Genomic DNA, 17080 nt, shown 5'->3' with positions numbered 1-17080 from the left:
GCATGAAAGCGATGATCTTCGCCGCCGGACGCGGTGTACGCATGCGTCCACTGACCGATACCACGCCCAAGCCGCTGCTCAAGGTACGCGGCCGGCCGCTGATCGTGTGGCACATTCTGAATCTGGTGAAGGCCGGCATTACGGAAATCGTCATCAATCACGCGCATCTGGGCGATCAGATCGAGGCGGCGCTGGGCGACGGCAGCCAGTTCGGCGCCAGGCTGCTGTATTCGCGCGAAGAGAAGGCGCTGGAAACGGCGGGCGGCATCGCCAAGGCGCGCCATCTGCTGGGCGAGGAGCCGTTCGTGGCCATCTCCGGCGATATCTATGTGCCTTACTTCGACTTCGAGCAGGTGAAGGACGTATTGCACGACAAGGACATGTGGGGCAATCCCTATCCGGCCGACAAGCGCGATATCTGCTGGCTGTACATGGTGCCGAATCCCGACTGGCATCCGGAGGGCGACTTCGGCATGAGCATGTATTCGCTGACCAACGAAGGTTCGCCCAAGTGGACCTTCGGGAATATCGGCGTGTACCGCATGGAGATGTTCGACCGCATCGCCGCCGGCGACTATGCCAAGCTTGGCCCGCTGATCCGCGAATATGCGGACAAGAAGCAGGTCGGCGGCGAAGTGTATGAAGGCGAGTGGCACAACGTCGGCACCGTCCAGCAGCTCGATCTGCTGAACGCGCCGCTGGCAGCGCTGGCGCCAGCCGGCAAGGGATTGCAGTGATGACGGCCGAGGCCAGCGCAGCGGCGCCCGCCATCGCGGTACATGCCGCCCGGCGCGCGCGCCTGCTGGCGCAAATGGCGGCGGGCGCGGTGGCCGTGCTGCCGACCGCACCGGAAGTTGCGCGCAACAGCGACAGCGATTACCCGTATCGCCACGACAGCTACTTCTACTACCTGACCGGCTTCACCGAGCCGGAAGCGGTGGTGGTGCTGGTGGCCGCAGGCGGCGATGCGCCGGCGCGCGCCATCCTGTTCTGCCGCCAGAAAAATATCGACCGCGAAATCTGGGATGGCTACCGCTACGGCCCGGAAGCGGCGCGCGACGCCTTCGGCTTCGACCAGGCCTACGCCATCGAAACGCTGGACGAGCACATGGCCACGCTGCTGTCCAATGTGCCGGCCCTGTACTACCCGCTGGGCGGCAAGCTCGATGCGCGCGTGGCCGGCTGGCTGTCCGCCGTGCGCGCAAAATCGCGCACCGGCGTCACGCCGCCCGCGTCAACCGTCGACCTGCTGCCGCTGCTGGACGAAATGCGCCTGCTGAAAGACGCCAGCGAACAGGCGACCATGCAGCGCGCGGCCGACATCTCGGCCGCAGCCCACATCCGCGCCATGCGCGCGGCGCGCGCCGGCATCCATGAATACGAACTGGAAGCGGAACTGCTGTACGAATTCCGCCGCAATGGCGCCCAAGCGCCAGCCTACACCTCCATCGTGGCGGCGGGCGCCAACGCCTGCGTGCTGCACTACAACGCCAACAACGCCCGATCGCGCGACGGCGACCTGGTGCTGATCGACGCCGGCTGCGAGCTGGATGGCTATGCCTCCGACATCACGCGCACCTTCCCGGTCAACGGCAAGTTCAGCGAGCCGCAAAAGCGCCTGTATCAACTCGTGCTGGATGCGCAGGCCGCCGCATTGCAAGCCATCGCTCCCGGCCTGCCCTACTCCGGCGCGCACGAAGCGGCAGTCAGGGTACTGGCACAGGGCATGCTGGACTACGGCCTGCTGCAAGGCACGCTGGAGGACGTCATCGCCAACAAGACCTACCTGCAGTTCTACATGCACGGCACCGGCCACTGGCTGGGCATGGACGTGCACGACGTCGGCCAATACCGCGACGTGACGCAGGCCGACAAGCCATCGCGCGCGCTGCAAGCGGGCATGGTGGTGACGGTGGAACCGGGCATCTACGTGCGCCCGGCCGAAGGCGTGCCGGAAGAATACTGGAACATCGGCATCCGCATCGAAGACGACGTGCTGGTCACCGCCGACGGCCACACCATCCTGAGCGCCAGGGCGCCCAAGACCGTGGCCGAGATTGAAGCATTGATGCAGCATGACTGAACTGGATTACGACATCGCCATCTGCGGCGCGGGACCGGCCGGCATGGCGCTGGCGGCGCTGCTGGTCAAACGCGGCGTGCCCGCTGCCCGCGTCGCCCTGATCGACGCCAAGACGCTGGAACAGGCCAGCAAGGACCCGCGCTCGCTGGCGCTGTCGTGGGGCAGCCGGCAGATACTGGAAGAAATCGGCGCCTGGCCTGCCGCGGCCACCGCCATCGAACAAATCCACGTCTCGCGCCGCGGCCAGTTCGGCCGCAGCCTGATCGATCGCAAGGATTACGGTTTGCCGGCGCTGGGCTATGTCAGCCGCTACGGCCACCTGGTCACCGCGCTGGGCGCCGTCTGCGCACAGGCTGGCATCGCCGCGTTGCGCCCGGCCCGCGTGCTCACGCTGGACGAAGAAGCCGATGCCGTCACACTGATCGCCGATGTTGAAGGCGCACCGAAAACCCTGCGCGCCGGGATCGTGGTGCAGGCCGAGGGAGGCCTGTTCAACGAGCAGCAAAGCCGCGCCACCCATCGCGACTACCGGCAAACCGCCATCATCGCGCAAGTGCGCAGCACCGCGCCGCCGCCGCACCGCGCCTACGAACGCTTTACCGAGCAGGGGCCGCTGGCCCTGCTGCCGCAAGACGATGAATACTCGCTGGTCTGGTGCGTGCGCCCGGACACCGCAGCCGCACTGCAGGCACTGAACGATGCGGACTTCCTGCAGGCGCTGGGGACAGCCTTTGGCGACCGCGTCGGCACCTTCACGCGCGCCACGCCGCGCCTTGCCTTCCCTCTGGGATTGAACGCCGATCCACGCAGCACCGCGCGCACCGTCGCCATCGGCAACGCCGCACAGACGCTGCATCCGGTCGCCGGCCAGGGCTTGAATCTGGGCCTGCGCGATGTGACCGTGCTGGCGCGCCTGCTGGCACAAGGCGCCACGCCGGAGAAGCTGTCGCAGTTCACCGCACAGCGCCAGCGCGACCGCAGCACCACCGTGCGCGTCACCGACGCCATGGCCCGCATCTTCGCCAACGATACTCCAGCCCAGGCCCTGCTGGGCCTGTCGCTGGCCGCCATCGACATCATCAGCCCCGCCCGCGGACTGCTGGCGGAACTGATGATGTACGGCCGCCGCTAAAACTTACTCTACCGCCTTCACCATGTCTTCGATGACCTTCTTGGCGTCGCCAAAGACCATCATGGTGTTGGCCTGGTAGAACAGCTCATTGTCCAGGCCTGCGTAGCCGGAGGCCATCGAGCGCTTGTTGACGATGATGCTCTTGGCTTTGTAGGCCTCCAGGATCGGCATGCCGGCAATCGGCGATTTCGGATCTTTGGCGGCCGGGTTGACCACGTCGTTGGCGCCCAGGATCAGCACCACGTCGGTCTGGCCGAATTCGCCGTTGATGTCTTCCATCTCAAACACCTGATCGTACGGCACTTCGGCTTCCGCCAGCAGCACGTTCATGTGGCCCGGCATGCGGCCCGCCACCGGGTGAATCGCGTACTTCACCGTCACGCCTTTGTGGGTCAGCTTTTCCACCAGCTCTTTCAGCGAGTGCTGCGCGCGCGCCACCGCCAGACCGTAGCCCGGTACGATGATCACGCTTTCCGCATTCGCCATGATAAAGGAGGCGTCATCCGCCGAACCGGATTTGACCGGACGCTGCTCTTTCGCGCCGCCCGCTCCCGCTTCCGCCGGCGCGCCGCCAAAGCCGCCCAGGATCACGTTGAAGAACGAACGGTTCATCGCCTTGCACATGATGTAGGACAGGATGGCGCCCGAGGAGCCCACCAGCGAACCGGCAATGATCAGCATCGAGTTATTCAGCGAGAAGCCAATGCCGGCCGCCGCCCAGCCGGAGTAGGAGTTCAGCATCGACACCACCACCGGCATGTCGGCGCCGCCGATCGGGATGATGATCAGCACACCCAGCACAAAGGCAATCGCGGTCATGATCAGGAACGGCACCCACGCCGGTTCGGTGCCGCCGGCGGCCACGAACACCAGGCCCAGGCCGACCATCACGATCGCCAGGATCAGGTTCAGCATGTGCTGGCCGGCGAAGCTGACCGGCGCACCCTGGAACAGGCGGAACTTGTATTTGCCCGACAGCTTGCCGAATGCGATGACCGAACCGGAGAAGGTAATCGCGCCCACAAAGGTACCGATGAACAGCTCGATGCGGTTACCGACCGGCAGCGCTTCGCCGACTGCCGCAATGCCAAACGCATGCGGCTCCGACACCGCCGCCACCGCGATGCACACGGCCGCCAGACCAATCAGCGAGTGCATGGCGGCCACCAGTTCCGGCATCTTGGTCATCTCGACCTTCTTCGCCAGCACCGCGCCGATGCCGCCGCCGACGATCACCCCCAGCGCCACCAGCGGCAAGCCAAGGCCCGCGCCGCCAGCCGCCGCTTCCGCGCGCAGCTTGAGGATCAGCGCCACCGTGGTGACAAACGCGATCGCCATGCCGGTCATGCCAAACGCATTGCCCTGGCGCGCGGTGGCCGGCGACGACAAACCCTTCAACGCTTGAATGAAGCACACCGATGCAATCAGATACAGCATCGTCACCAGATTCATGGAGATGAAATTCATGCTTTATCTCCCTGCTTGGTTTTAGGTTCCTTCTTCTTGAACATCTCCAGCATGCGCTGCGTGACCAGAAAGCCGCCGAACACATTGACGGCGGCCAGCGCCACCGCCACCGTGCCGGCCACCTGGCCGACGATGCCCTCGGTCAGCGACGCGGCCAGCATGGCGCCGACAATGATGATGGCCGATACCGCGTTGGTCACCGCCATCAGCGGCGTATGCAGCGCCGGCGTCACGGTCCAGACCACGTGGTAGCCGACGTAAATGGCCAGAACAAAAATAATCAGGTTAATGATGGTGTGGCTGATTTCCATGTCCGTCTCCTTATTTGCGCAGCAGTTCGCCGCCGGTGCACAGCAGCGTGGCCTTGATGATCTCGTCCTCGCGGTCGATCACCAGCGGAGCGCCGCCCGATTTGTCTTCCTTGTCGATGATCAGCTTGAGGAAGTCCAGCACATTGCGCGCATACAGCGCCGAGGCGTCGGCCGCCACGTGCGTGGCCAGATCCGGCTCGCCGACGATGTGCACGCCATGCCTGACCACCGTCTTGCCCAATTCCGACAGCGGGCAATTACCGCCTTGCGAGACGGCCAGGTCGACGATCACGGAACCCGGCTTCATGGCCTTCACGGTGTCTTCGGAAATCAGCACTGGCGCCGGACGGCCCGGGATCAGCGCGGTGGTGATGATGACGTCGGCCAGCTTGGCGCGTTCGTGCACCAGTTCGGCCTGGCGGCGCATCCAGTCGGCCGGCATCGGGCGGGCATAGCCGCCCACGCCTTGCGCGATCTCTTTCTCTTCATCGGTCAGGTAAGGCACGTCGATGAACTTGGCGCCCAGCGACTCCACCTGCTCCTTTACCGGCGGCCGCACGTCGGAGGCCTCGATCACCGCGCCGAGGCGCTTGGCGGTGGCGATGGCCTGCAGGCCGGCCACGCCCACGCCCATGATCAGCACGCGGGCCGCTTTCACCGTGCCGGCCGCGGTCATCAGCATCGGCATGAAGCGCTGGTAAGTATTGGCCGCCACCATCACCGCCTTGTAGCCGGCGATGTTGGCTTGCGACGACAACACGTCCATCGACTGCGCGCGCGTGATGCGCGGCACGGCTTCCAGCGCAAAGGCTTGCAGCCCGGCGGCGGCCATGGCGGCGTTGTTGTCCGCATCGAAGGGATTGAGCATGCCGATCACCACCGTTCCCGGCTTGATCTGGGCGCGCTCTTCTGCATTGGGGGCACGTACTTTGAGGATCACATCCGCGGCCCAGACTTCGCTGGCGGGCACGATTTGTGCCCCAGCCGCAACATAGGCTGCGTCGGTGACGGAAGCGGCCAGGCCGGCGCCGGCCTGCACCAGCACCTGGTGCTTGGCGGCCAGTTTCTTGACCGTCTCCGGGGTGGCCGCCACCCGGGTCTCACCCGGCCGGGTCTCGGCCGGTACGCTTATTCTCATGGTGCCTCCAAATGATTAATAAACTGACTACAATCTATCATGGATTTTTCGACCATGATACTTAATACTTAATTCTCAATCGACACTGGTTTCATCATTTCAAGTATTACTATTTGTCATTAATTCCCCGCTAAATCTGCGCCAGCGCAAACCAAATGGCCGGAACAAGCTAAAATGTCGGCTCTTTCAAGGATGACTCATGCCGCGTATCTGGAAACCCTCTGTTACTGTTGCCGCCATCGTCGAAAAAGATGGCAAGTTCTTGCTGATCGAAGAAGAAACCAGCGATGGCATCCGCATCAACCAGCCTGCCGGCCACCTGGACCCGTATGAGTCCCTGCAGGAGGCGGTGATCCGCGAAACGCTGGAGGAAACGGCGTACGACTTCACGCCGACCGCGCTGGTGGGCATGTATATGTCGCGTTACACCTCCAACCGCACCGGCGAGGAAGTGACGTATCTGCGCTTCACCTTCTGCGGCTATCCGGGAGAGAAACATGACCGTCCTCTGGACGAGGGCATTTTGCGCACCATGTGGCTGACGCGCGACGAACTGGCCGCCTGCGCCGACCGTCACCGCAGTCCGACGGTGCTGCAATGCGTCGATGAATATCTGGCGGGCCACCGGGCGCCGCTGGAACTGGTACAAACACACGCTTCCGTCTACAAGGAAGCGGTCAGCACTGCGAATGGATAAGGAATGAGTAACGGGTCGGGCAAAAAAAGGGTCGTTATCGGCATGTCGGGCGGGGTGGACTCCTCGGTTTCGGCATGGCTGCTGAAAGAACAGGGCTATGAAGTCATCGGCCTGTTCATGAAGAACTGGGAAGACGATGACGACTCCGAGTACTGCTCCACCCGCCAGGACTGGATCGATGCCGCCTCAGTGGCCGACGTGGTGGGCGTGGATATCGAAGCGGTGAACTTCGCCAGCGAATACAAGGACCGTGTGTTTGCCGACTTCCTGCGCGAGTACCAGGCCGGCCGCACGCCGAATCCGGATGTGCTGTGCAATGCCGAGATCAAGTTCAAGGCTTTCCTCGACCACGCCATGTCGCTGGGCGCGGATTTGATCGCCACCGGCCATTACGCGCGCGTGCGCCAGAACGGCGGCCAGCACGAGCTGCTGAAGGCGGTCGACCACACCAAGGACCAGAGCTACTTCCTGCACCGCCTGAACCAGGCGCAGCTGTCGCGCACCTTGTTCCCGCTGGGCGAGATTCCGAAAACCGAAGTGCGCAAGATTGCCGAGAAGCTCAAGCTGCCGAATGCGGCCAAGAAGGATTCGACCGGCATCTGCTTTATCGGTGAGCGTCCGTTCCGCGAATTCCTGAACCGCTACCTGTCCTACAAACCGGGCCCGATGATGACGCCGGACGGCAAAGTGGTGGGCGAGCACGTGGGCCTGTCGTTCTACACGCTGGGCCAGCGCAAGGGCATCGGCGTGGGCGGCCTGAAGGCGTACAAGAACGCCGACGGCAGCAACGATGCCTGGTATGTGGCGCGCAAGGATGTGGCCAACAACGTGCTGTACATCGTGCAGGGCCACGACCATCCATGGCTGCTGTCATCGTCGCTGCGCGCCGACCAGGCCAGCTGGATCGCCGGCGAGGCCCCGCAAGCGCGCGCGCTGTCGGCCAAGACGCGCTACCGCCAGGCTGACGTGGCGTGCGAAGTCGCGCCGGACGGCCTGTCCGACTTCGCGCTGAAATTCATGGATGCCCAGTGGGCGGTAACGCCGGGTCAGTCGGCAGTGCTGTACGACGGCGAGGTCTGCCTCGGCGGCGGCATCATCGACAGTTCCACCTTCGCGGCTTAATCGGCGGCCGGCGGGGTTTCGCTGGCGGCCTTTTCCATGGCGGCGCGCTGGCGCTTGACCATGGCAATCACCACATTGCGGATCGTATTCAGGACCGTGTCGGCCTTGAACGGCTTGACGATGAAACCGCTCACGCCCATGGCGTGCGCGGCCTGGATGGTGGCGGCGTCCATCTCGCTGGACACCATGAAGATCAGGGTCTTGGGCCAGTTGGCGCGGATCTCGCGGATCGCTTCCTCTTCCTTTTCAATCTGCTCGCGGGCGATGCAGACGATGTGCGGGTGATGCTTAATCAGCTGCACCATGGCGCTGGCGCAGGTATGGGTCGCGCCCACCACATCGTAGCCGCCGTCCAGCAGCACGGTGTTGAGCAAGCCGCGGGCGACGGCGCTAGGATCGATGACAACTGCTTTTAACATCTTGCAAACCTTGTTATTAGTGGGACCAGAGCAGCATATTCCAGGTGACGCCGACCCTGACGTCCGTTTTTAACTGAACCAGTTGTCGAGAAAGATACAGCATTTCGCGTTCTTTTCGTAATCTTTCGCCCAGCGTGTCCTTCAGAATGCCGGCGCCGGCCATGATGGCGTCCAGAGTGCCGTATGTACGCAACAGTCTGGCTGCGGTTTTCACGCCCACCTTGGAGACGCCGGGGATGGAATCGGTAACGTCGCCCATCAGCGCCAGCAGGTCTGGCAACTGCGCGGGCGGCACGCCCCACTTGTTTTCGACCCAGTCGTGGTCGTGCCATTCGCTCTTGAAGTGATCCCACACGCGCGCGCCGTGGGCGATCAGGCCGTGCAAGTCTTTGTCGGTGGTGGCGATGGTGGCCTCGCCGCGGCCCTCGGCCAGCCAGCGCAGCACCACCGTGCCGATCACGTCGTCGGCCTCCACTTCGGGCAGCGACACCACATGCATGCCGAAGGTGCGCAGCTTGTCGTAAAAGCCCGGCAGCGCCTCGCGCAGCGGCGCCGGCATCGGCGCGCGGCCTTCGCGGTAGCCGGCGTACAGATCGTGGCGCCAGGTGCGGCCGCCGAAGTCGAAGGCCGGCAGGATATGCGTCGGTTCGTGGTCATGGACCAGCGTGCGGAACGACGACAGCGCATGGCGCAGCGCGATGTCGGCCTTTTCAGCGCTGTCAGGTTCGGGGCTGGCTTCGTAGACACGGCGCACAATATTGAGGCCGTCGATGGCAAGGAGTCTACCCATGTTCAACTTCATCCGGGCTTGTTCAAGCCGCCATTCTAACCGACTTACTTCAGCAGTTCGTAGGGGCCGCCGCGTTCGAGGGCGCGCTGGAAGGCGGGGCGGCTGTGGATGCGTGTGAGGAAGGCGCTCAGGTTGGGGCGCTGTTCGTCCAGCCCGCCACGCGCGGAGGCCGCTTCCAGCGGGAAGCTCATCTGGATGTCGGCCGCGCTGAATTCGGCGCCGGCAAACCACGGTGTCTTGCTTAATTCCGTCTCCAGATAATCGAGATGCATGGCGATCTGCGGCAGGATGTAGCTGCCCTTCACCTTCTGCGCAATCGCGCGCGCGATCGGCTTGACGAAGAAGGGCGCCGGGCTGGTTTCCACGCGGTCGAAAATCAGCTTCATCAGCAGCGGCGCCATGGCCGAGCCTTCAGCGTAGTGCAGGAAGTAGGTCCAGCGGCGGCGTTCCGCCGTGCCGGGCGGCGGCGCCAGCCGGCCATTGCCGTAAGTGTCGATCAGATATTCGACGATCGCGCCCGACTCCGCCACCACGACCTCGCCATCGCTGATCACCGGTGACTTGCCCAGCGGGTGGATGGCGCGCAGTTCCGGCGGCGCCAGCATGGTCTTGGGATCGCGCTGGTAGCGCACGATCTCGTATTCCAGACCCAGCTCTTCCAGCAACCAGAGCACCCGCTGCGAACGCGAATTATTGAGATGGTGGACAACGATCATGGTGGATATCCCCGAGAAAAAAGAACGGCCGTGCGCCGCAACGCCGCTAGCTTAGCATTGTTGCCGCCCGCGCGCGCACCTGCCCTCCCGGGATATGGATTCCATCGGGAAACAGCAGTACACTCGGCAGATCCACAGCCGCCGCCGGAGTCCCCATGAATTTGCTGTCACCGCGTTACCTTGCCTTCACTGCTTCCGTTGTTGCGTTGCTGGTTTCACTGGCGCTGGGGGCGCCGTGGGAGATCCCGGCGGTGGCCGCCTTCCTGACCGTGGTCGGCATCAGCGACCTGCTGCAAACCAAACGCGCACTGCGCCGCAATTACCCGATCCTGGCGCACTTCCGCTTCTTCTTCGAATCGATCCGTCCCGAGATTCGCCAGTACTTCCTGGAAGACGACACGGTGGCCGAACCGTTCTCGCGCAACCAGCGCAGCATCGTCTACCAGCGCGCCAAGCTTGACACCGACAAGCGCCCGTTCGGCACCCAGCTCGATGTGTACGCGCCCGGCTATGAATGGATCAACCACTCGATCGCGCCGGCGCCCGAGCAGCACCATGACTTCCGCATCGAGATCGGCAACCACCCGGACTGCCCGCGCACGCAGCCCTACTCGGCCAGCGTGTTCAACATCTCGGCCATGAGCTTTGGCGCGCTGTCGGCCAACGCCATCCTGGCGCTGAACGGCGGCGCCAAACAAGGCGGCTTCATGCACGACACCGGCGAAGGCAGCATCAGCCCGCACCACCGCCAGCACGGCGGCGACCTGGTGTGGGAAATCGGCTCCGGCTACTTCGGCTGCCGCAACGACGACGGCAGCTTCTCGGAACAGCGCTTTGCCGCCAACGCCGCCGCGCCGCAGGTCAAGATGATCGAGCTGAAAATGTCGCAGGGCGCCAAGCCAGGCCACGGCGGCGTGCTGCCGGCGGCCAAGATCACGCCCGAGATCGCACTGACGCGCGGCGTGCCGATGGGGATGGATTGTGTGTCGCCGTCGCGCCACTCGGCGTTCAGCACGCCGATTGAAATGCTGGAGTTTATCGAGCGCCTGCGCAATCTGTCCGGCGGCAAGCCGACCGGCTTCAAGCTGTCGATCGGCCACCCGTGGGAATTCTTCGGCATCGTCAAGGCCATGCTGGCCACTGGCATCGTGCCGGACTTTATTGTGGTCGATGGCGGCGAAGGCGGCACCGGCGCGGCGCCGGTGGAATTCACCGACCACGTCGGCACGCCGCTGCAGGAAGCCCTGCTACTGGTGCATAACACCCTGGTCGGCGCCAACCTGCGCGACAAGATCAAGATCGGCGCCTCGGGCAAAATCATCACCGCCTTTGACATCGCCCGCACGCTGGCGCTGGGCGCGGACTGGTGCAATTCGGCACGCGGCTTCATGTTCGCGCTGGGCTGCATCCAGTCGCAAAGCTGCCACACCGACCGCTGTCCGACCGGCGTGGCCACGCAGGACCCCGGCCGCCAGCGCGCGCTGGTGGTGCCGGACAAGATCCAGCGCGTGGCCAACTTCCATGAAAACACCATGAAGGCGCTGGCGCAGCTGATTGCCGCCGCCGGCCTGACGCATCCTGCGCAACTGCGCCCGCGCCATCTGGTGCGGCGCATCTCGTCCAACCAGGTGAAGCTGGCCTCGACGCTGCTGCCCTTCCTGGAACCGGGCGAGCTGCTGGACCCCAGCCAGCTCGCCCGTCTGCCGCCGGTCTTCGGCCATTACTGGCCGATGGCGCAGGCCGAAACGTTCGACCCGTACTGCGGCTGACCTCAGTTGGAATACAGCAGGCCGCGCCCGGTGCCGCTGACGTAGATGCGGCCGTAGGTGTTCCAGTCGGCCGCCATCACGCCGATGCCGCCGAACTGGTGAGCGTCGTCATTGAAGCGCGACCAGGTGGCGCCGGCATCGTCGGAGCGGTACACGCCCCAGGTGCCATTCATCACGCCCACCACATACACCGCCGCCGAGTAGCTGGCGCCCGGCGCCGCCTTGCCCAGCGCGATCAGGCTGGCGCCCTGGGTGCCGCCGGCGCTGGCGAAGTTGTTCAGCCTGGTCCAGCTGGCGCCCGAATCCACCGAGTGATACACGGTGTTGCCGTCCGCCAGCCACAGATCGCCCTCGGCGTTGGGGTTGACCGCCATGGCGGTGCTCCACCAGGCGTTGGGCGCCAGATTGGCCGCGGTCGCCCCCTGGCTCAGCGTGTAGGTGTGGCCGCCGTCGGTCGAGACGTATACCTTGCCCGGCGTGGCCCAGGAGGCGCCGCCCGAATCGTAGGCATACACCTTGTTCGGGTTCTTGCGGTCCGCCACCAGGCGATAGCCGCGGTCCCAGTTCTGGCCCACCACCGGCAGCGCCGGCAGGTTGGTGGCGGTCCAGCTGGCGCCGCTATTCGTGCTGTAGGACGGTACCGAGTTGGGCGGCGCCCAGATGATGTTGTTGCGCGAGGTGACCGCGATATTGCCGGCGGCCCCGGTGTTGGCCTTGGCGCCGGCCGGCAGGGTGGCAAAGTTCGACCAGGTCTTGCCGCCATCGCCGGACCAGAAGCCGAAGCCGCCTGCGCCGGACCAGTTGGCCACGCCGGCACCGGCGATATACAGCGGATCGGACCATGCCAGATCGGCGGCGTTGCCGTTGCTCCAGTTATCGGTCGGGCCCATGGTGGGCTTGCTGGCAAGGTCGGTCTGGACCCAGGTGCCGATGTCGCCGGCACTGTTGATGAACTTGTACGGCGCGCCGGCCGGCGGCGTGGTCAGGTACAGGGTGGCGGTTTCCTCGATGTTGGTGATCGCGCCGCTCCAGCTTGGCGTGGCCGAGGAAGCGTTGCGGGTCTCGACGATGCCGCCGCCGTGCACATGCATGATGTGGTCGCGGTTGGACGGATCGATCTCGACGTCGTCCACCCAGCCGGAAGCGATTTCGCCCGGCATGGTGGCTTCGATTTCGCGCCAGGTCTTGCCGGCGTCGTCGGACAGCTGCACGATCTGCTGGCCGCTCCAGTTGCCCCAGGAATTGGTCACGCCCAGCGCGATGCGGGTGGTGGCGCCGCTGCCGTAGACCGATACGCCGCCCAGGCCGAAATTGGTGCCGCCCGCCGGGTCCTCGCTCTTGAGCAGGGTCCAGGTGGTGCCGTCGAACTTGTAGAAGCGGCCGGGGCCGCCGGCGCCCGGTCCGGCGTCCTTGGTGAACACCACATAGAACACGCCGTCGGCCGCGCGCACCATGTGCGGGATGTGGTAGCCGCTCACCGGGGTGGTGACCGCGGTCCACGTGGTGCCGCCGTTGGTGGACTTGTACAGGTTCGAGCTCAGGCCCGCCGCGCTGGCGTAATCGGGCGCGATGGCGGCGTAGATGGTCTGGGTGGCCGTGCCGCTGCCCTTGGTTGAGGTGTCGTACACCACCACCTCGACGCCCATGGCGCTGCCGCCGGCGGCGCTGATCTGGTCCGCGCTCATCTTGACCGGCGACAGCGACGTCACCTGGGTCCAGGTCTGGCCGGAGTCGGTGCTCTTCCACAGGCCGGCCGTGCGCGAGCCATAGAACAGGGTGGAAGGCTTGTTCGGGTCGACCATCAGGCGCTCGCCGATGGCCCGGCCTGGATTATTGCCGCCCAGCGCGAACGGCAGGTCGACGTGGGTCCAGTGGTTGCCGCGGTCGCTGGAAATGTACAGGCGGCCATTGCCTTCAAAGGTGTACATGCCGGTGGCCATGTAGACCAGCTGGTCGTTGTTCGGATCGAGCGCCATGCTTTCCACGCCGTGGTATTTGCTCTCGGCGGCGCCAAAGCCGAGGCCGTCGGTGATCGGCGTCCAGGACGAGGTGGCCTGGTCCCAGCGGTAGGCGCCGCCGATGTCGGTGCGCGCGTACAGCAGGTTGGCGGTAGTCGGATGGAAGATCAGGCCGCTGACGTAGCCGCCGCCGCCCCACTTCACGCTTTGCCAGGTCGCGGCGCCTGTGGGCGTTGGCGTTGGCGTTGGCGTTGGCGTCGGGGTCGGCGTCGGGGTCGGGGTCGGTGTGGGCGTAGGAGTAACGGGCGTCGGCGTCGGCACAACCGGAGCCGCTGCATCGCCGCCACCGCCGCCACAGCCTGCCAGCACCACCATGGCCGAGAGACCGGCCTGCCTGAACAGCCGGACCAGCAGGTCTGGCGATGGACTCAGGATACGCATTTACACCTCGCAATATATGATTGATAACGAATGGACCGAAGCGTCAAATGATGCCGTCCATCAACTCAGCATACGTAGGGCGTGACAACGCCACAATTGCGAAAATCGTCAATTCGGGAAATAAAATTTGATACCTCAGCGCGCTGGCCGAGGCGGGCGGCGTTGTGCCGCCCCGGGGATTAACGCTGCACGTGCAGCTTGATGACGCGCTTCATGGAAGCATCGGTTTTGGCAGGCGGGACGCTGTCGCAGGAACCGCAGCTGCCGCAGCCGGCGTCGTCGCCGCAACCGGATTTGATGTTGAACAGTTTGGCCATGCGCGCCTCATCGTAGCCACGCTTGCTCAACGCTGCCACGATCTGGCGGCGCAGCGCCGCCGGCAGGTACTTGGTGCAGAAATGCGCCAGTGCCGCCAGCACGATCAGCGCAACGATCATCTCTTGCCACATATTAGCCTCCCAATACGGCCAGCGAAATCCGGTAAGTCAGGAACGAAGCAATGTAAGCCAGTGCGAACATATAGCCGGCCATCAGCAGCGCATAGCGCGTGCCGCCGGTTTCGCGGCGCACCACCGACAGGGTCGACATGCACTGCGGCGCAAACACGTACCAGGCCAGCAGCGACAGCGCGGTCGGCAAGGCCCACGACGAAGCGATGATCGGCTCCAGCGACTGCGCCAGTTCCTCGCCGCTCTGCGACAGCGCGTACACCGTGCCCAGCGCGCCCACCGCCACTTCACGCGCGGCCAGGCCCGGCACCAGCGCAATGCAGATCTGCCAGTTGAAGCCGATCGGCGCAAAGATGTATTCCAGGCCGCGGCCCAGGATGCCCGCCAGGCTGTAGTAGATCGGCGGATGGGTTGCGCCTTCCGGTGCGCCCGGGAAGGAGCTCAGGAACCACAGCAGCACCATCAGCGTCAGGATCACCGTGCCGACGCGGGTCAGGAAGATCTTGGCGCGCTCCCACAGGCCCAGCGCCAGGTTCTGCAGGTGCGGCCAGTGATAGGCCGGCAGTTCCAGCATCAGCGGCTGCTTCTGGTTGGCGCCCAGCGCGCGCTTGAAGAAGTAAGCCACCGCCATCGCCGAGAAGATGCCGGCGAAGTACAGCGCAAACAGCACCAGCCCCTGCAAGCTGAGGAAGCCATACACTTCGCGCTCCGGAATGAAGGCGGCAATGATCAGCGCATACACCGGCAGGCGCGCCGAGCAAGTCATCAGCGGCGCGATCATGATGGTGACCAGACGATCGCGCGGATTCTGAATGGTGCGCGCCGCCATCACGCCCGGAATCGCGCAGGCAAAGCTGGACAGCAGTGGAATGAAGGCGCGGCCGGACAAGCCGACGCCGCCCATCAGGCGGTCCAGCAGGAAGGCCGCGCGCGGCAGGTAGCCGCAATCTTCCAGCACCAGGATGAAGAAGAACAAAATCAGAATCTGCGGCAGGAACACCAGCACGTTGCCGGCGCCGCTCAGGATGCCATCCACCAGCAGGCCGCGCAGCACGCCGTCCGGCATGGCATCGCGCACCAGCGAGCGCAAATGATCGACGCTGTCCTTGATCAGGTCCATGGCCGGCGTGGCCCAGGTGAACACCGCCTGGAACACCAGGAACATCAGCACCGCCAGAATGATCGGGCCGAGCACCGGGTGCAACACCACGTTGTCGATTTTTTCAGTCAGATTGTCGTTGGCATGCGCCGGCTCGGTCACCACCAGGTCAAGGATGCGGCGCACTTCGCGCTGGGTCTCTTCCACGCTGACGGCATCGATGGCCGACAGCGGATGCGGCTTGGTCTCGGGCAGCGGCCACATGCCGTCCAGCGCGCGCAGCAGCGACTTTTCGCCGCCGGCCTGCACCGCCACGGTTTCCACCACCGGCATGCCCAGCTCCTGCGCCAGCTTGTCGGCGTCGATGCTGATGCCACGCTTCGTGGCCACGTCCACCATGTTCAGCGCCAGGATCATCGGCAGGCCCAGGCGTTGAATCTCCAGCACCAGGCGCAGGTTGAGGCGCAGATTGGTGGCGTTGACCACGCACACCACCACGTCCGGCGCCGCCTCGCCCTTGCGCAGGCCGGCCACCACGTCGCGCGTAATCTCCTCGTCCGGCGTGTGGGCCGACAGGCTATAAGCACCAGGCAGGTCCAGCACGCGGAAGCCATTGCCGCCGGTGGTGGTGAACGCGCCTTCCTTGCGCTCGATGGTCACGCCGGCGTAGTTCGCCACTTTCTGGCGCGCGCCGGTCAGGCGGTTGAACAAGGCGGTCTTGCCGCAATTCGGATTGCCCAGCAGCGCCATCATCGGCGTGCGGGAGGCGGCCGGCACTGGCGGCGCCACGTTTTCTACTGCACCCATTATTTATTCCGGTTGAATCGAGACCAGCGCAGCTTCAAAGCGGCGCAACGCAAAAGTGGAGTTGCCGACTTTGATCGCCAGCGGCTCACCGCCCGGCATGCCGCGCTTGAGCATGCGGATTTTTTCGCCGGGCACAAAGCCCAGTTCCATCAGACGACGCGCCAGACCGGTGCCGCCATCATCGGCCGCGCCGGGGGAAACATGCACCACGGTGGCGGTGGCGCCAACCTTTAGCGCATCGAGAGTAATGAGGGGAGCAGCGTGCGTCATGAGTAATTTCCGGCCGGAATCAGATACTAGCATTATAAACGGTAATGCGAATGACTTCTATTTAGCTTGCATACCGCTGAAGTTTACGGCAGTATACGATTAATGATAATGATTCGCATTAAGTTACTAGCAATCATGTCAGGAAGGACTTAATTCAGACTTATTCAGCCTAGCCAGAAGGTGCAGCAATGATTGTTTGTGTTTGCAACAACATCTCCGATCGCGAAATCCGTCAAGCCATGGAATTGGGTATCACGTCCATGGACGAACTGCGCGACGCGCTGGGCGTGGCCACCTGCTGCGGCCAGTGCTTCTCCTGCGCCGAAGAAATCCTCACCGAACAGCTGGCGGCCAAGGCCGCCGCCGACCTCAAGGAAACCGTGCTGAAGCGTCCGGTGTTCTCCAACTAAGC

Annotated in this window: 17 protein-coding genes; 7 read left to right on the top strand and 10 right to left on the bottom strand. The window is 64.4% G+C overall.

Annotated features, from left to right (window positions below; translation table 11 throughout):
* The first annotated feature begins 2 nt into the window (after positions 1-2).
* The 3 genes from murU to ABDW57_RS00425 are packed head-to-tail and all read left to right on the top strand — an operon-like array spanning position 3 to position 3215.
* Complete coding sequence (gene murU, locus ABDW57_RS00435) at positions 3-737, top strand: N-acetylmuramate alpha-1-phosphate uridylyltransferase MurU (protein WP_343728235.1); 735 nt, start codon at positions 3-5, stop codon at positions 735-737.
* Positions 737-2083: a Xaa-Pro aminopeptidase gene (gene pepP, locus ABDW57_RS00430; RefSeq protein WP_343728234.1), complete on the top strand. Its 1347-nt coding sequence runs from the start codon at positions 737-739 to the stop codon at positions 2081-2083. The genes murU and pepP overlap by 1 nt, the downstream gene beginning before the upstream one ends.
* On the top strand, positions 2076-3215 hold the full coding sequence (locus ABDW57_RS00425) for a UbiH/UbiF/VisC/COQ6 family ubiquinone biosynthesis hydroxylase (protein ID WP_343728233.1): 1140 nt from the start codon (positions 2076-2078) through the stop codon (positions 3213-3215). Before pepP ends, ABDW57_RS00425 begins: the two co-directional genes overlap by 8 nt.
* A gap of 3 nt (positions 3216-3218) precedes the next feature.
* Here ABDW57_RS00425 and ABDW57_RS00420 read toward each other — a convergent pair whose 3' ends face one another.
* From ABDW57_RS00420 to ABDW57_RS00410, 3 genes are read right to left on the bottom strand one after another with little or no spacing between them, the layout of a single operon-like run.
* Entirely contained in the window at positions 3219-4682 is a 1464-nt protein-coding gene (locus tag ABDW57_RS00420; RefSeq protein WP_343728232.1) for an NAD(P)(+) transhydrogenase (Re/Si-specific) subunit beta, read from the bottom strand.
* Complete coding sequence (locus tag ABDW57_RS00415) at positions 4679-4993, bottom strand: NAD(P) transhydrogenase subunit alpha (RefSeq protein WP_343728231.1); 315 nt, start codon at positions 4991-4993, stop codon at positions 4679-4681. The genes ABDW57_RS00420 and ABDW57_RS00415 overlap by 4 nt, the downstream gene beginning before the upstream one ends.
* 10 nt (positions 4994-5003) lie before the next feature.
* Complete coding sequence (locus ABDW57_RS00410; RefSeq protein ID WP_343728230.1) at positions 5004-6131, bottom strand: Re/Si-specific NAD(P)(+) transhydrogenase subunit alpha; 1128 nt, start codon at positions 6129-6131, stop codon at positions 5004-5006.
* A 199-nt stretch (positions 6132-6330) separates the two neighbouring features.
* Between ABDW57_RS00410 and ABDW57_RS00405 the strand changes: the two genes are divergently transcribed.
* Together ABDW57_RS00405 and mnmA are read left to right on the top strand one after the other, a co-directional pair.
* Positions 6331-6828 carry an NUDIX hydrolase gene (locus tag ABDW57_RS00405; RefSeq protein ID WP_343728229.1) on the top strand — a complete coding sequence of 166 codons (498 nt, stop codon included), beginning with the start codon at positions 6331-6333 and terminating at the stop codon, positions 6826-6828.
* A gap of 3 nt (positions 6829-6831) precedes the next feature.
* Positions 6832-7950 (top strand): tRNA 2-thiouridine(34) synthase MnmA, encoded by a 1119-nt coding sequence (mnmA, locus tag ABDW57_RS00400; protein WP_343728228.1) that lies wholly within the window; start codon positions 6832-6834, stop codon positions 7948-7950.
* On the opposite strand, the gene ABDW57_RS00395 is transcribed toward mnmA, so the two are convergent.
* From ABDW57_RS00395 to ABDW57_RS00385, 3 genes are read right to left on the bottom strand one after another with little or no spacing between them, the layout of a single operon-like run.
* A complete protein-coding gene (locus ABDW57_RS00395; protein WP_343728227.1) occupies positions 7947-8369 on the bottom strand; it encodes a response regulator in 423 nt (140 codons plus the stop codon). The genes mnmA and ABDW57_RS00395 overlap by 4 nt on opposite strands.
* Positions 8370-8385: 16 nt before the next feature.
* Complete coding sequence (locus tag ABDW57_RS00390) at positions 8386-9159, bottom strand: 5'-3' exonuclease H3TH domain-containing protein (RefSeq protein WP_343728226.1); 774 nt, start codon at positions 9157-9159, stop codon at positions 8386-8388.
* 44 nt (positions 9160-9203) lie between these two features.
* Positions 9204-9875 carry a glutathione S-transferase gene (locus ABDW57_RS00385; RefSeq protein WP_343728225.1) on the bottom strand — a complete coding sequence of 224 codons (672 nt, stop codon included), beginning with the start codon at positions 9873-9875 and terminating at the stop codon, positions 9204-9206.
* Positions 9876-10030: 155 nt separating this feature from the next.
* On the opposite strand from ABDW57_RS00385, the gene ABDW57_RS00380 reads away from it, so the two are divergent.
* A complete protein-coding gene (locus tag ABDW57_RS00380; RefSeq protein WP_343728224.1) occupies positions 10031-11644 on the top strand; it encodes an FMN-binding glutamate synthase family protein in 1614 nt (537 codons plus the stop codon).
* A 2-nt stretch (positions 11645-11646) separates the two neighbouring features.
* Here the strand turns inward: ABDW57_RS00380 and ABDW57_RS00375 are convergent, their stop codons facing one another.
* The 4 genes from ABDW57_RS00375 to ABDW57_RS00360 all read right to left on the bottom strand — a co-directional run bounded on the left by ABDW57_RS00375 (position 11647) and on the right by ABDW57_RS00360 (position 16668).
* Positions 11647-14043, bottom strand: coding sequence for a dockerin (locus ABDW57_RS00375; RefSeq protein ID WP_343728223.1), 2397 nt, complete (start codon positions 14041-14043; stop codon positions 11647-11649).
* 179 nt (positions 14044-14222) lie between these two features.
* Positions 14223-14492, bottom strand: a complete 270-nt coding sequence (locus ABDW57_RS00370; RefSeq protein ID WP_343728222.1) for a DUF6587 family protein — start codon at positions 14490-14492, stop codon at positions 14223-14225.
* Position 14493: 1 nt separating this feature from the next.
* Entirely contained in the window at positions 14494-16398 is a 1905-nt protein-coding gene (locus ABDW57_RS00365) for a ferrous iron transporter B (RefSeq protein WP_343728221.1), read from the bottom strand.
* A gap of 3 nt (positions 16399-16401) precedes the next feature.
* Complete coding sequence (locus tag ABDW57_RS00360; RefSeq protein WP_343728220.1) at positions 16402-16668, bottom strand: FeoA family protein; 267 nt, start codon at positions 16666-16668, stop codon at positions 16402-16404.
* A gap of 188 nt (positions 16669-16856) precedes the next feature.
* Here ABDW57_RS00360 and ABDW57_RS00355 point away from each other — a divergent pair, with 188 nt between their 5' ends.
* A complete protein-coding gene (locus ABDW57_RS00355) occupies positions 16857-17078 on the top strand; it encodes a (2Fe-2S)-binding protein (protein WP_343728219.1) in 222 nt (73 codons plus the stop codon).
* The last annotated feature ends 2 nt before the right edge of the window (positions 17079-17080 follow it).

It is taken from the genome of Duganella sp. (assembly GCF_039595735.1).
GTDB lineage: Bacteria > Pseudomonadota > Gammaproteobacteria > Burkholderiales > Burkholderiaceae_D > Rugamonas.
The sequence above is the reverse complement of the archived record's forward strand: the minus strand, read 5'-3'. Positions and strand labels throughout refer to the sequence as shown.